The organism is Chrysiogenes arsenatis DSM 11915 (genome assembly GCF_000469585.1).
Lineage (GTDB): Bacteria > Chrysiogenota > Chrysiogenetes > Chrysiogenales > Chrysiogenaceae > Chrysiogenes > Chrysiogenes arsenatis.
The window spans coordinates 1-13,613 of sequence record NZ_AWNK01000010.1 but is presented as its reverse complement, the minus strand read 5'-3'; the positions used below and the strand labels follow the sequence as shown (position 1 = coordinate 13,613).

11 protein-coding genes and 1 pseudogene are annotated in these 13,613 nt (G+C 52.3%); 3 read left to right on the top strand and 9 right to left on the bottom strand.

All coding sequences use genetic code 11. The annotated features are described in order from the left end of the window. The gene (locus P304_RS0108200; RefSeq protein ID WP_027390152.1) at positions 1–1,374 is read right to left on the bottom strand and encodes a Do family serine endopeptidase; all 1,374 of its coding nucleotides are present in this window, start codon (positions 1,372–1,374) and stop codon (positions 1–3) included. Positions 1,375–1,394: 20 nt separating this feature from the next. Here P304_RS0108200 and P304_RS0108195 point away from each other — a divergent pair, with 20 nt between their 5' ends. After that, the gene (locus P304_RS0108195; protein WP_236613321.1) at positions 1,395–2,825 is read left to right on the top strand and encodes a 3-deoxy-7-phosphoheptulonate synthase class II; all 1,431 of its coding nucleotides are present in this window, start codon (positions 1,395–1,397) and stop codon (positions 2,823–2,825) included. On the opposite strand, the gene P304_RS14705 is transcribed toward P304_RS0108195, so the two are convergent. Further along, positions 2,822–3,784: an ADP-ribosylglycohydrolase family protein gene (locus P304_RS14705; protein WP_084417629.1), complete on the bottom strand. Its 963-nt coding sequence runs from the start codon at positions 3,782–3,784 to the stop codon at positions 2,822–2,824. The genes P304_RS0108195 and P304_RS14705 overlap by 4 nt on opposite strands. A 38-nt stretch (positions 3,785–3,822) precedes the next feature. Here P304_RS14705 and P304_RS0108185 point away from each other — a divergent pair, with 38 nt between their 5' ends. Continuing rightward, the gene (locus P304_RS0108185) at positions 3,823–4,629 is read left to right on the top strand and encodes an NAD(+)--dinitrogen-reductase ADP-D-ribosyltransferase (RefSeq protein ID WP_027390150.1); all 807 of its coding nucleotides are present in this window, start codon (positions 3,823–3,825) and stop codon (positions 4,627–4,629) included. 34 nt (positions 4,630–4,663) lie between these two features. Here the strand turns inward: P304_RS0108185 and P304_RS0108180 are convergent, their stop codons facing one another. From P304_RS0108180 to P304_RS0108150, 7 genes are read right to left on the bottom strand one after another with little or no spacing between them, the layout of a single operon-like run. Then, positions 4,664–5,398 (bottom strand): DUF1847 domain-containing protein, encoded by a 735-nt coding sequence (locus tag P304_RS0108180; protein ID WP_027390149.1) that lies wholly within the window; start codon positions 5,396–5,398, stop codon positions 4,664–4,666. A 3-nt stretch (positions 5,399–5,401) separates the two neighbouring features. Next, positions 5,402–6,061 carry a class I SAM-dependent methyltransferase gene (locus P304_RS0108175; RefSeq protein ID WP_027390148.1) on the bottom strand — a complete coding sequence of 220 codons (660 nt, stop codon included), beginning with the start codon at positions 6,059–6,061 and terminating at the stop codon, positions 5,402–5,404. Beyond that, positions 6,058–7,431 (bottom strand): sigma-54-dependent transcriptional regulator, encoded by a 1,374-nt coding sequence (locus P304_RS0108170; RefSeq protein WP_027390147.1) that lies wholly within the window; start codon positions 7,429–7,431, stop codon positions 6,058–6,060. The genes P304_RS0108175 and P304_RS0108170 overlap by 4 nt, the downstream gene beginning before the upstream one ends. 6 nt (positions 7,432–7,437) lie before the next feature. Beyond that, positions 7,438–9,432 carry an ATP-binding protein gene (locus P304_RS0108165; RefSeq protein WP_027390146.1) on the bottom strand — a complete coding sequence of 665 codons (1,995 nt, stop codon included), beginning with the start codon at positions 9,430–9,432 and terminating at the stop codon, positions 7,438–7,440. Between the two features lie 39 nt (positions 9,433–9,471). Continuing rightward, on the bottom strand, positions 9,472–11,424 hold the full coding sequence (locus tag P304_RS0108160) for a TRAP transporter permease (RefSeq protein ID WP_027390145.1): 1,953 nt from the start codon (positions 11,422–11,424) through the stop codon (positions 9,472–9,474). Beyond that, entirely contained in the window at positions 11,421–11,870 is a 450-nt protein-coding gene (locus P304_RS0108155) for a DUF1850 domain-containing protein (RefSeq protein ID WP_160165039.1), read from the bottom strand. The genes P304_RS0108160 and P304_RS0108155 overlap by 4 nt, the downstream gene beginning before the upstream one ends. A gap of 33 nt (positions 11,871–11,903) precedes the next feature. Further along, positions 11,904–12,866, bottom strand: coding sequence for a TAXI family TRAP transporter solute-binding subunit (locus tag P304_RS0108150; protein WP_027390143.1), 963 nt, complete (start codon positions 12,864–12,866; stop codon positions 11,904–11,906). A 537-nt stretch (positions 12,867–13,403) separates the two neighbouring features. Here P304_RS0108150 and P304_RS0108145 point away from each other — a divergent pair. Beyond that, positions 13,404–13,613, top strand: a pseudogene (locus P304_RS0108145) (hypothetical protein); the annotation flags it as partial.

The window sequence follows — 13,613 nt, the reverse complement described above, 5'->3', positions numbered from 1 at the left end:
TTACGACTCTAATCTAAACGCAATAAACCGATTCGCCCCCTGATGCCGCACCAGCAGCTTGACAAATCCCGTCGATGTCCGGCGCAGCGCCCGTTTAAGCGTGCCGAAGTCATTGACCGGCTGATCGTTCACCTCCAGCACCTGCATCCCTATACGAACCCCAGCACCAAAGGCCGCACTTTTTTCTTCAACACTGCGGATCACCAGTACACTATTCTCCATCGCAAAGGCAATACCGTGCTCACGGAACACGCCCGGTTCTTCCGGCGCTTTTGGTGCCGGAGCCGCCCCATCCGCCGTCTGTTCATCAGGGCGCTCGCCAAGCGTCACCCGCAGGAGTTTGCGACCACCAGCGCGCATCACTTCCATATTTACCGTGGTGCCCGGCGCTGTGCGCGCGACCATTTTGAAAATGTCGTGGTATTTGCCAATCTCCTGACCGTTAAATGTCACAATAACATCGCCAGCGCGTACTCCGCCTTTTTCGGCGGGTTGTCCCGGCTCGACCGACGTTACCAAAACCCCTTTGGCATCCTTCGGCAACCCAGACGACTGCGCCAGCTCCGGCGTTAACTTCTGGAGCGCCACTCCCAGCCAGCCGCGCGAAATTTTCCCTTTTTCTTTGAGTTGTGTTAACGAACTGCTCAGGATATTGATTGGAATAGCAAACCCGAGCCCCTGACCAGACGCCACGATAGCCGTGTTGATGCCGATGACTTCGCCGTTCAGGTTCAGCAGTGGGCCGCCACTGTTGCCGGGGTTAATCGAAGCATCGGTTTGCAAAAAGCTGTCGTAGGGCGACTGGCCGATTTCACGATCTTTGGCGCTGATCACGCCAACCGTTACCGTGCCACTCAGCCCAAACGGGTTGCCAACCGCAAAGACCCATTGACCGACATCAACGGCGTCCGAGTCGCCCAAACGTAGCGGGGTCAACCCAGCAACTTCAATTTTCAGGAGTGCCAAATCCAGCGCTTTATCACGCCCAATCAGCTTTGCTTTAAACTCCCGCTCATCATTCATGGTCACGGTAATTTCATCCGCCCCTTCGATAACGTGGTTATTGGTGACAATATAACCATCGCTCGAAACCACAAATCCTGATCCCAGGCTCGTTGAGCGACGCGTTTGCGGCTCACCCTGCTGGGGTTGTTGCGGAAATTGGAAAGGAAAGTCATCACCAAAAAAGCGACGGAAAAACTCTTCCGGCAAAGGGACGCCACGCTGCGCTGTCGTGACTTCTTTGGCGGTAGAAATGTTTACTACCGATGGCTCTACTTGCTTGACGAGGCGGGTAATGTCGGGATACGCTTGGGCAAAAGCGAGAGGGCTAACGCACACAAAAAGCACCAGAAACAGAAGAAAACGTCGCATATATACCTCCAAAAATATTGATGAGTAATAACTCAAGTATAGACCATGCCTTGCAGCGCTGCAACCGTAAGCCGGCATACGCCACTACAGAAAAACCAAACACCGAGAGAGCCATGAATCAAACAACTTGGAACCCGACGACCTGGGAACAGTTTCCCGCCAAACAGCAGCCGCAGTATTCCGACCCAGCCGCCTACCATACCGTGCTGCAACACCTTGCCACATTACCGCCGCTTGTCTTCCCCGGCGAAATCGACCGCCTACTGGTACAGCTTGCCCAAGCGGGGCGTGGCGAAAGGTTTGTTTTGCAAGGGGGCGATTGCGCCGAGCAATTTTCCGCCTGTCGCCACGAAAGCATTGCCGGACAGCTCAAGATTCTCCTACAAGTGAGTCTCATTCTGACCTACGGCGCGCGGCGTCCCGTGGTACGACTTGGCCGCATTGCCGGACAATATGCCAAACCACGCTCCAGCGACACCGAAAAAATCGGCGATCTCACATTGCCGAGCTATCGGGGCGATATCATCAACGATCCTACCCCTGAACTACTGGCGCGCACCCCCAACCCGAAACGGATGCTTCAAGCCTACTACCTTGCAGCCACAACGCTGAACTGCGCCCGCGGTATGATCAGCGCCGGATTTGCCGATTTACATAACGCAGCGGCATGGAATCTTTCAGAAATCGAAAATAGTAGCCGTTGGCCGGAGTATCGCGCGATTCTAGAAAGACTGAGCGACGCCCTCGCCTTCATGGGGTCATGCGGCGTCCGCTCCGATACACTGGGGAGCGTGGACTTTTTTACCTCACACGAAGGGTTACTTTTGGGCTTTGAAAGCGCACTGACGAGAAAAGACCCGCAAAGCGGGCTCTACTATAATATGGGCGCCCACATGATCTGGATCGGCGAGCGGACGCGCCAACTCGACGGTGCCCACGTCGAATACTGCCGTGGTATCGCGAATCCGATCGGGGTAAAGCTGGGACCGAAAGTTGACCCGCAGGAAGTGCTAGAGCTCCTTGCCAAGCTGAATCCACAGAAAGTCGCTGGCAAAGTCACCCTGATTACCCGCATGGGGCGCGATCAGGTTGAAGCTGCCCTACCAGGAATGGTCAACAGAGTGCAGTGCAGCGGTCATCCTGTTGTGTGGAGCTGCGACCCGATGCACGGCAATACGCGCGTAACCGCAGGGAGCCATAAAACACGCGATTTCGGTGATATTCTGGGTGAGCTTGAAGCGTGCTTCCGCATTCATCGCGAAGCGGGCAGCAGCCTTGGCGGAGTGCACTTTGAAATGACGGGCGATAACGTCACCGAATGCACGGGCGGCGCCGCACAGGTAACGGACGAAGACCTCGGACGCAATTATCTGACTGCTTGCGATCCGCGCCTGAATGCCAGCCAAAGCTTGGAAATGGCGTTTTTACTTTCGCAACTTTTACGCGATTAAAGACCATCGTATAAAGTACCTTCAGCCTGCTCCAGAGCGAACCATTCTGCGTTACACTGCGCTTCCCACTGCGCCTCTACCCAGCAGCAGGGCAATTGCAGCAGCTCGTACATATGTCCGGTAAGTGTACGCTGAACATCACTGTCCAGCGTCCGCTGCCATTGACGCGGAATGGCATCAACCCCGTAAATGGCACCCGCCAACATCCCCGCAATCGCGCTGGTCGTGTCAGCGTCGCCCCCTTGGCTGGCAGTACCAATGATGATATTTTCTAGGCTTGTCTCGTCAAAAAAATAGTGCATAACACATTTAAACGTATCAACAATATAGCCCGAACACTCCCCTTTGTAGCGCGAAAATGAATACGCTGGGTAGCGGCGGATAAACGCACTGGCAACATCAAGCACCGCCATTTTATCGCCCGTTTCGATAGCGACCTTCAGGCACTCGCCAAGCGCCAGCATAATCAAGTCGGCATCGCGATTATGGTGAGTGATCCGCCCTTGCCCCAGCGCCATGGCTGGAAATAAATGCCATGATTTTAGGCAATAAACAACCAGCGGCAGTATGCGCATGGCAGAGCCATTTCCCCCCGCCCACTCACTGGGTTCCGCCAGTACCTTTTTTTCGGTGATGTAGCGCCGAATCCCTGCACGCACGGTACTTCCGATATCAACAGGCTTTGATCGCATCCACTCGACAAAACCATCCGCCACACCGACGGGACAAAATCCTTTGGAACGCAAAATACTCCTCGCCAGATATATGCACATTTGAGTATCATCTGTTACTTGCCCTGGACGGAGACGAAGCCACCCTTCGCCAATCATTTTGCGACGTACTCCGTAGCGATCCTTGATTTCCGCAGGCGTCATAAACTCTGTCGTCGCACCAAATGCGTCACCGGCAGCATATGCCAGAGCGGCACCAAGCGCTCTTTTAGCGATTACTTCATTCATACACAGATCCAAATTCGACAGGAAATGGAGCCCGCACGATGATCGATACCACACCGGAAACTTCCTGGGAGCCGCGATACAATCCCCTGAACATGATCTACCTCCCGTCGTCACTGTTTGCCAGTACACAGTATCAGGCAAATCCCGTGCCGATTCGCATTAGTGGTGTGTACGAATACCATGCAGATTTCTTTCGAGCCCTTAGAGAGGTTCCCGACCTTGAGTCAGCAGGCCTACTTTTTATGCAGTTTATGGAGGAGTTATTTACCCTCAAGGTAAAAGTGAGGGGAAAATTGGTAGCGGGCTATATTCGCCTGCTGCGTGGTTGGCTTTTTGATGCGAACAGTAAAGAAGGAGCGGTACTAAAAGGGTGGGCGGAAAGCCGCTTCGGAATGGTGCCGATGTTTCACCGCAGACCGATCCGCTCGATTCACTGTGAAAGCTACCACGACTATCTGATTGAACGGATGAGTCCGCGACTGAATCGCAACCAGATGTACTATCAACTCGATTTGCTTTATACGTTTACGCAGGAAATGCTGGCGCGATTTTTTCCCGAACTGGCGCCAAAAATACCGCTGTATCGAGGGGTAAACGACCTAAACGAACATGCCGTACTGGAAAAACCCTCGCCCAAGCAAGCGATTATTGCCTACAACAGCCTCGTATCGTTTAGCGCAGATCGCGACATTGCCGGGCAATTTGGTGACATGATTCTGAATGTTGAGATTCCAACAACGAAAATATTTTTTTGCTCTGGCCTCCTCCCGCGCCAGACGTTTGCTGGCGAGAAGGAGTTCCTGGTTATCGGTGGGAATTACCTGACCGATATCGCTTGGTTTTAGCCACTGCTGAAAAACTCCAGCGGTGGAGTGTCCGCTACTCTGGCAACTCCACCTTCAGGGGGAACTTCTGCAGCCGCTTGTAGTAGAAGTTCTGCCCGTAGAGCACCGCAATCGGGTTATGTCCCGTGACACGATCCTTAACCACCAGTGTCGTCACCGGCGCTTCCGAATGTTTACTAAATAGCATATCATGCCCCACACAAAGACCGACAATAATGTTCATGTCAGTTTTTTCGGCATTGCAAATCTTCGCTTGTGCAATTGGATTACACACCGGCTCAAACGTCCCTGGACGAACCTTATCACTCTCCTTTAATCCCGCTTCGAGCTTGTCGAAGCTTCCTGCCTTGCAGCAGACACTCATCGGCTGAAACCCTTGCGCTTCCAATATTTGTGTGAGTCGACGGCTCTCTTCCAACATGCCGATGCAAGTAGCAATGCCAATCCGTTTATAGTTCATCAACTTGGCAAACGCGATGGTATCTTCCACCCGCGTCCACCGCGCATTGACAGCATCTGTTCCGGGCAAAGGCTGATAGCACAACCCCTCAACCTGACCCGCCACCAGCGCAATCCGCGCATCTTCGCTATCGCCGAGATACTCACCAATAGCGTTTTCCACAACCTCACCATAGTGAGTCGAAGGGCAGTTATTCGGACGCGGTAGTGCGCCTGGAGCGCTGCTCCAGCAATTCGTCCCCCCTTTGTGTTGCCATGTGGCGCCACAGTTGGCGCACGATGGAGTGCTTTGTGCGTGATCGTGTTCCATGATTTACCCTCCCGTTCGCTGCAAAAGTATAATGCGCTCATCGCGCAATTCGAGAAGTCGAAAGCCATACTGTTGGCAAATGTACTGAATTGAACGACGTTTGTAAAATGAAACGTGTGTTGGATCGCACTTATAATACCAAGTGCGAAAGTCGATAGAATCGTCATAGAGATCAGTCATCACAAAGAGGTAACCATTTATGGCAAGAAGTGAATATAGCTGTGACAGTTCACGAGACGGCTGGTGAAAATGCTCAAAACACTCCGTCGCAAAAATGAAATCATAAACACCGTTTGGTTTATCAGGAAAAAAGAGCGGGTCATAGTTCGCGCAAGCAATCCCTTCCCTTTCCAGCAAAATACTGAGTGTCGGCCCCGGCCCACAGCCAAAATCAAGACCGCGCATGTCGGCATGCAGATACGCAAGCGCCGGTGCGATAATGCGTTGCAAAAAAGCAACATAGCCCGCATGGCTAGGAGAATTTTCGTGGTGCTGATAGACCGATCTTTCAACATCAAGTGTCGGAAGTGACGACGGATCAACAAAAATCAGTTCACATGACGAACACTGCCAATAGCGTCGCTTTTTGCGCGTTTGGTACACAAGGCTTTTGGACGCGTCATCATGGCAAAGAGGGCAGAGAAAGGTGGGAGCGGTTGTCATGCTTCTTCCGGCTCCGGCGCACTGTTGAGCTGATAGCGCAGGTTGCGCTCGCTGATACCCAGCACTTCGGCAGTTTTTTTGCGGTGGCCACCCATGCTAGCCAAGGTAGTTTCAATGAATCGCTTTTCCAGTTCCTTGAGCGTCAGGCCGACAAAGGGCTGCAAGCTGGCTTCACTCTGCGTCTGAGGCACGTTTGCAGGCACGTCCACATGGCGCACATAGCCCGGGAGATCGCCAACGCCAATTTCAGCACCACCTGCCATAACCATGGAGGATTCAATGATGTTTGCCAGCTCGCGAATATTTCCGGGAAAATGGTAATGACTCAGCCGTTGCAGCGCTTCGCTACTCAGGCGGAGCGCAAAACCGAGTTCGTCATTGTATTTTTTCAGAAAATGGTGGGCAAGCAGCGGAATATCTTCCGCCCGAGCACGGAGCGGTGGTAGGTCGATTTGAATCACGTTGATGCGAAAAAAGAGGTCTTCACGAAAGGATTTTGCGCTGATCGCCTGTGACAAGTCGTGATTGGTGGCTGAAATAACGCGAAAATCAAGATCAAGCGTTTTATTGGAGCCAAGGCGCGATACTTTTTTGGTTTGAAGCACGCGGAGGAGTTTAGCCTGCAGCGCCAGTGGCATATCGCCGATTTCATCCAGAAAGATGGTGCCGCCGTGTGCCACCTCAAACTTTCCCGGTTTGGCACCGACCGCACCGGTAAACGCCCCTTTTTCATAGCCGAAGAGTTCGCTCTCCAGCAGATGTTCGGGAATCGCGGCGCAGTTGACCACTTCCAGCGGCCCGGTGTTCCGCTTGCCGGAAAAGTGGATAGCTCGCGCCACCAGCTCCTTGCCGGTGCCACTTTCGCCCGTAATCAGGACAGCAGAATCAACATCTTTGACACGGTCAATCAGTCGATACACCGGTTCCATCGCGCGGCTGTTGCCGACAAGGTCGCGGTAGCGATATTTCTGCTCCAGCTCGCGCGCCAGGTATTCGACTTGCGAGTTGAGTCGCTTATAATCCAACGCGCGCTCGATGCTGACCAGCAATTCGTCGATATTGATCGGCTTGGTTACATACGAAAAAGCCCCATTTTGCAGAGCACGCACCGACGACTCAATGGTGCCATAAGCCGTGATCATAATCACTTCAATAGCAGGCTGAAGCGTTTTGAGTTGCCGCAACACATCGATGCCATCAACATTGCCGATTTTCAGGTCGAGCAAACAGAGGTGGAACGTCTCCTTTTCGGCAATGGCAAGCCCCTGCGCCGGATCGGTGCAGGAGATAATATCGTAATTATCTTCCAGAGCGAACGTTAGCGCGGCTCCGATAGACGCTTCATCGTCAATGATCAGGATTTTTTTCATGCGATGTTATTCCTTCGCGGCCAGATCAAAAAAGACCGAAATTACCGTGCCAACCCCTTGTTGACTTTCTATTTTCAGTTCACCGTTATTTTCACGAATTAACTGATCGGCAATCGGCAGGCCAAGCCCCGTTCCTTTCGGCTTCGTGGTAAAAAAGGGTTCCAGCATTTTCACTTTCCCTTCTTCGTTCATACCGACCCCATTATCAGCGACCTGAATACAGACGCGTTTTCCCACGGTAAACGCCCGCAGATCAATGGAGAGGGCTCTGGCGCCATCATGGCTTTTTTCTTCTAGCGCATCAAGGGCGTTGATCAGAAAATTAATGATCACCTGTTTAATCTGGTGGTGATCGACAAGGATACACAGCGCTTCCGGCGCAGTGTAGGTAAGCTGAAACCCTTTATTCAGAATACTGCGCTCAAACAAAATGGCACACTCTTCGAGCAGTGTTTTGACCTCCACCCGCTCCAAGGTTATCTGGCGCGGACGAGCGTAGTTGATCAACCCTTCAATTAGCTCGTTAATGCGGACGATTTCGCGTGGCACGTAGGTGGAGATTTCGCGCTGAAATTTTTCGCTGTGAATTTTACGTGGAATCAACTCAACAAAGGTTTTTATAGAACTGAGCGGATTGCGGATTTCGTGGGCAATGCCTGCCACGACACGAATCAACGCGCGGCTTTTTTCCTGTTCAAACAGTTTGCGGCGCAATTCAAATTCTTCCGTCACATCTTCAAACGTCAGAATCAGCCCGTTGATTTCCTGATTGAACTGGTAGAGCGGGTAGACGTAGTAGCGCAGTTGATACGGACGCGGCGCCGCGCCGTGCCACTCTTTGTACTCACCAAGAAAGCTGGCACGCGTACCGACAAGCACCGGTTCGGCTTTCCCTGCCAAAAGTTCGCCAAGCAAAGGGATTTCGTCGTAGCGTCGGCCAAGCGGCGGTGTTTCCAATCCCAGAATCTTCATGGCACGATGGTTGATTTTGGTGATGCGGCTCGCCTTGTCGAGTGTCACAATGCCACGCGGGCTGCTGTCGATAATCTGTTTGAGAAATTCACTGTTGTTTTGCGTCAGGGTAATCTGGTCGCGCAGCGATGCGTTCACATGGCTTAAATCGCGGGTTTTGCGTTCCACTTCACGCTTGAGTTGCCGATTCCAACGTGCTCCCAAAAGCACAATAACCAGAAAACCCACCAGCACCCAAAAGCCAATTTTCAGGATCAACAGCAACATCCCCGACGAAACATGCTCTTGATACCCGAACCATTTGCGATGCAGATCGCTGTGAGCACCGGAACTTTTGAGCTGCCGAATGCCGCTGTTCAGGATATTGAGCAGGACGTAGTTTTCCTTCTGCACCGCAAAAGAATAATCGACCGGCATCAGGTAGGTGTGCGCAAAATGGTACTGGTGCTGGAGTCCATGCGCTTCCAGATAGTGGCGTGCGGTGGTGGTATTGCCGATGAAATAATCAGCACGACCCGCAACAAAAAGCTCTAACGCCGCCCGTTGCGAATGCGCGACCTGATAACGAATACGGCGGATATTTTTGAGAAACTCATACTCCACGGTCATATTCTGCAAGGCCACCAACGACTCCGCCAGTTCCGTCACGCTGGCATCGCCCGCACTCCGCCCACGCGCCAGAATACCAATAGACGCCGAGTAGTAGGGATCCGTAAATTCCATCATCTCCGATTGTATGCGGGAAAACGGTGTACTGAGAATGATATCGATCTCCTGACGCGCCATCCGTTCAATCGCTTCGCGTTTGGTCATTGGCAGGTAGAGGAGTTCAAAATTATGCCATCCGGCAATCGCTTCCAAGAGTTCCACCGCAAAACCCTGCGCGGTGGTTTCCGACAGGAAATTCTGCGGCACCAGATCAGGCTCGTAGGCCACCCGCAGTTGCGAAAGCGATTGCCCCGCCTGTGTTACAAGCGGGGCGATGCTGATGAGAAGCAGCAGAAGAAGTCGTAGCGTTATCTGTTGCATGGTGGGCGCAGCCACGTGCCTCTCTCTTTCATTTTGGCGTTATATTTCGATGGGGATATTTTCCCGCTTCGCTTTCATCCACTGGAGCGCGACCGCCAGAATCGCAATCCCGAATCCAACAATATCCTGCACCATGTTCGGGTTCATAAAAAGGAGCGCTCCGCTGCCGAGCAGAATTCTGAGCAGCCAATGAATGCGGGTGAACAGATGCCCTTCGGCCGCTACGCCCAGCATGGTTACGCCGACGATTGACGTCAGGGTGACAATCGTCCCTTCCAGAAACGTCGTGTTAATCAGCAAGAGCGCGTTATTGTACACGAAAATGTACGGGACGATAAAGCCGGCAATCGAAAGCTTCATAGACATCATGCCGGTTTTCATCTGGTCGCCACCCGATATCCCAGCGGCAGCAAACGAGGCGAGCGCCACCGGCGGCGTAATGTTGGCGAAAATACCAAAATAGAAGACAAACAGGTGCGCCACAAGCGGCTGGATACCAAGTTCGACCAGCGCCGGAGCGGCAATCGTCGCGGTAATAATGTAAGTAGGAATACTCGGTAATCCCATGCCAAGGACAATACAAGCTACCATCGTGAAGACGAGCGTCAGAAAGAGCGACTGACCTCCCAGCAACACAATGCCATTCGCAAGCTTCAGACCGAATCCTGTCAGCGTGGCAACCCCGACAATGATCCCAACCGCGGCACAGGCGATTGCCACCGGAACCGCCGTCCGCGCACCATCTTCTAGCGCTTCCAGAAAATCCCGCAGCGTCAGGCGGGTGGTGGGGTGGAGCATCGCCACCGCAACCGTAACGATGATCGTCAGAAACGCGGAGTAGATAATAGTTTTTCCGCTGAAAAAGAGCATGTACATCAAAAAGAGGAGCGGAACCAGTAAGTGACCGCGCTCTTTCATTACCTGACGTACGCGGGGTAGATTTTCACGCGAGATGCCTTTTAAGCCATCTTTGGTCGCGCGCAGATGAATTTGGACGATGATCCCCAGATAAAAGAGCAACGCTGGCAGAAGCGCCGCAATCGCAATGTCGCGGTACGGCATTCCCAGCACTTCGGCCATGATAAAGGCTGCCGCCCCCATAACTGGTGGTAGTATCTGCCCGCCAACGCTGGCGGAGGCTTCCACCGCTCCGGCAAATTCGCGCGTATAGCCAATTTTTTTCATAAGCGGAATGGTGAACGAGCCCGTCGTCACCACGTTGGCCACTGCGGCACCGTTGATACTTCCCAGAAAACCGCTGGCAATCACCGACACCTTAGCAGGGCCACCTTTGGTCTGTCCGGCAATCGCCATGGCCAAGTCATTAAAAAGCTGCCCCATACCCGACTTTGCCAGAAAAGAGCCAAAGAGAATGAACAAAAAGATGTAGGTCGCCGAAACGCCAATCGCCGTGCCAAAAATCCCTTCCGTCGTTACATACATGTAGTTGACAATGTCTTCCCAGTGATAACCACGGTGGCGGAAAATTCCCGAAAGCTCGCGGCCATACAACCCGTACACGAGAAAAATAACTGACATCAGCGGCAGCGCCCAGCCCGTAATCCGGCGAGCCGCTTCGATGACAAGCACCACAAGAATGACGCCAAATACCAGATCCATCTGACTAGGGATACCACCACGGCTATAAATCGCCGTGTGCTCCACCATCATGTATATCGTCGTGCTGAAAGCACCAAGAGTCAGGAGAATATCCGACCAGTGCACCCGGCTACGACTCATTTTTTTAGACGCTGGATACAAAAGAAAAATCAGTGCCAGCACCACCGCCACATGCAGCGAACGGTGCACCAGCGTCACCGGCATACCGAAATAAGAGGTGTAAAGGTGGTAAAGCGAAAGGGAAATCGCCAGCGCCGAAATAAACCATTTGATGCCTTTATTCTGTACCGTGCGGAAGCACGATTCCTTGTCATATTTTTCCAGAACCGCTTGGGCATTCGGGTCGAGCGTAGGCTCATTGGTAGTACTCATAATGACGACCTCGTGACAGTAAGTAAAATCGGTTCATGGTGCGGTAGCTCAGGAGCACTGACACTCCGTGTGCCATTTTGCCATATTTCGTGATGTGCCGCATGCGAGTGAATCCAGCGCAATCCCGGCAACGGACGATTCACATCATCAATGAAAAACCAGCCGTCAGCCGCACGCACCGCGGTAGACCCTTCCGGCGCGCCCGCGCCATACGACTGAAAACGGGTGTGGTACAGGGTCAGCGTGCCATCTGCCTCAACGCGGTACGCCTCAATCCAGGGTGTCAGTTCGACCGAATGTACCCAGCGCAGTTCAAACGTATCACCCGTTGTGACCGCTTGCGTATGGTACACGTGACCACTGCGCCCGTGTTGAAGGCTCAGGCACCACTCCGAAGAGTGGGCCTGAGCACCAGAAGCCATAAACATCAGAAAAAAAGTGGCCATACACGCCAGAGTACGCATCAAGGAAATCCCTGCTTATTTCAGCGCGCCTACTTCTTTGAAGTACTTTTCTGCGCCAGGATGGAAAGGAACCGGCATACCATCAGCAACCGTTTCGAGCTTCACGTTGCGAGCGGCATTGTGGGCGCTGTAGAGCGAATCAAGATTTTCAAAAAGTGATTTGGTAATGCGGTAAACAACTTCATCAGAAAGCGTGGCATTGACCAGCAATAGGTTTGTGATAGTCGCTGTTTTCACGTCTTCTTTCTGCGTATACGTTCCACCGGGAATAGTGCCGGCTGAAAAGAACGGATACTTTTCCATCAGATACTTGATAGCGTCCCCTTCAATCGGGAGGATGACCGCGTCGTGCGTGGTCGCCAAGTCGATAACCGTAGCATTTGGCACACCGCTGGTCACAAACGCCGCGTCAATCATACCGTTTTTGATCTGATCTACCGCTTCGCTGTACGAAAGGTAATCCTGACGGATATCTTCGTACGTTAAGCCATGCGCTTCGAGCACCAGACGGGCATTCAGCTCAACGCCGGAGTTGGCCGCACCAACACCAACGCGCTTGCCTTTCAGTTGATCAATGCTGGTGATGCCGCTTTTTGATGTGGTAACCACCTGAACAAAGTTCGGATACAGCGCCGTAAGGCCACGAAGATTCTTGACCGAAGGCTTGCCTTCAAAAGCACCGGTGCTGTTGTACGCCTGCGCTACCGTGTCCGCCATGACAATCGCCAGCTCTGCGCGGTTGCGTGCCAGCAGGTTGACGTTTTCTACCGAAGCACCCGTTGATTGCACCGAAGTGTCGATACCTAGATCGCGTGAAAGGATGTTTGAAATCGCGCCACCAATCGGATAGTACACGCCAGACGTGCCACCCGTTGCGACCGTAACGAACAGACCCTTGCCAAAATCCTTGTTTGAATTGGCAAAGCCCGATCCAATGCCGACCAGAACCATCAGAAATGCCAGTAAAACTCTTTTCATGGTGTGCCTCCTAAAATGTTTTCTACTGCGCGGCAGAGATAGCAAAGGAAGCACCAAAACAGTAAAACCCTGTTATTTTCTGCATTAGTGACGCGAAAGAGGAGATCTGGATCGTGCCTTACGTCACAATGATGCGGCATTATTTGCCGCCTGCGGCAGAAATCGCCGCACTGTCGCACGACAACATTCAATCCTAATCTTCGGTAAATGGCTTAATATCGCTCCCAAAGCATTCAGTGCCTGCTTTTGTGTCGCAGCCGAAACATTGCCGTCAATAGATCGGGTGCGATTGTCCGCCAAAGCGGTAAACATAACGCAACACTGCACGAACCTGATCCATGAGCTTTACACTTGAATCGGGACGTAATTTGTGACTTTTTTTCCATGTTTCACCTCTAATATCGCAATAGATAGAAAGTGAAACTATTTTCTATTTTTCATTGCAACACGGAAGAATGCGGGATACAATTTTCCGTGTTTGTAGCCTTAATATCACAAAATATGGAAAGTTTTCCTTAATAGTTGCAGGAGTTAAAAATGTCAGAAAAATTTAGCTATTTTGATAAAGCGGGCGCCATCGGCGGTATTTTTGCTGCCTTGGCCGCAGCCACCCCATGCTGCCTTCCTTTGCTCGCTACGGTGGGAGCATCTCTTGGTTTCGGCTTTCTTATGCCTTACCAAGCTGTTTCGGAGTGGGTTTTGCAAGGCTTCGCGCTCCTGGCTCTCTTTGGGGGCGTTATGGCGTTC

What these genes read in the sequence shown, in the direction of transcription:
- P304_RS0108200 (WP_027390152.1), bottom strand. Translation starts at nt 1,374, where the DNA reads ATGCGACGTTTTCTTCTGTTTCTGGTGCTTTTTGTGTGCGTTAGCCCT.
- P304_RS0108195 (WP_236613321.1), top strand. Translation starts at nt 1,395, where the DNA reads ATGAGTAATAACTCAAGTATAGACCATGCCTTGCAGCGCTGCAACCGT.
- P304_RS14705 (WP_084417629.1), bottom strand. Translation starts at nt 3,784, where the DNA reads ATGAATGAAGTAATCGCTAAAAGAGCGCTTGGTGCCGCTCTGGCATAT.
- P304_RS0108185 (WP_027390150.1), top strand. Translation starts at nt 3,823, where the DNA reads ATGATCGATACCACACCGGAAACTTCCTGGGAGCCGCGATACAATCCC.
- P304_RS0108180 (WP_027390149.1), bottom strand. Translation starts at nt 5,398, where the DNA reads ATGGAACACGATCACGCACAAAGCACTCCATCGTGCGCCAACTGTGGC.
- P304_RS0108175 (WP_027390148.1), bottom strand. Translation starts at nt 6,061, where the DNA reads ATGACAACCGCTCCCACCTTTCTCTGCCCTCTTTGCCATGATGACGCG.
- P304_RS0108170 (WP_027390147.1), bottom strand. Translation starts at nt 7,431, where the DNA reads ATGAAAAAAATCCTGATCATTGACGATGAAGCGTCTATCGGAGCCGCG.
- P304_RS0108165 (WP_027390146.1), bottom strand. Translation starts at nt 9,432, where the DNA reads ATGCAACAGATAACGCTACGACTTCTTCTGCTGCTTCTCATCAGCATC.
- P304_RS0108160 (WP_027390145.1), bottom strand. Translation starts at nt 11,424, where the DNA reads ATGAGTACTACCAATGAGCCTACGCTCGACCCGAATGCCCAAGCGGTT.
- P304_RS0108155 (WP_160165039.1), bottom strand. Translation starts at nt 11,870, where the DNA reads ATGGCCACTTTTTTTCTGATGTTTATGGCTTCTGGTGCTCAGGCCCAC.
- P304_RS0108150 (WP_027390143.1), bottom strand. Translation starts at nt 12,866, where the DNA reads ATGAAAAGAGTTTTACTGGCATTTCTGATGGTTCTGGTCGGCATTGGA.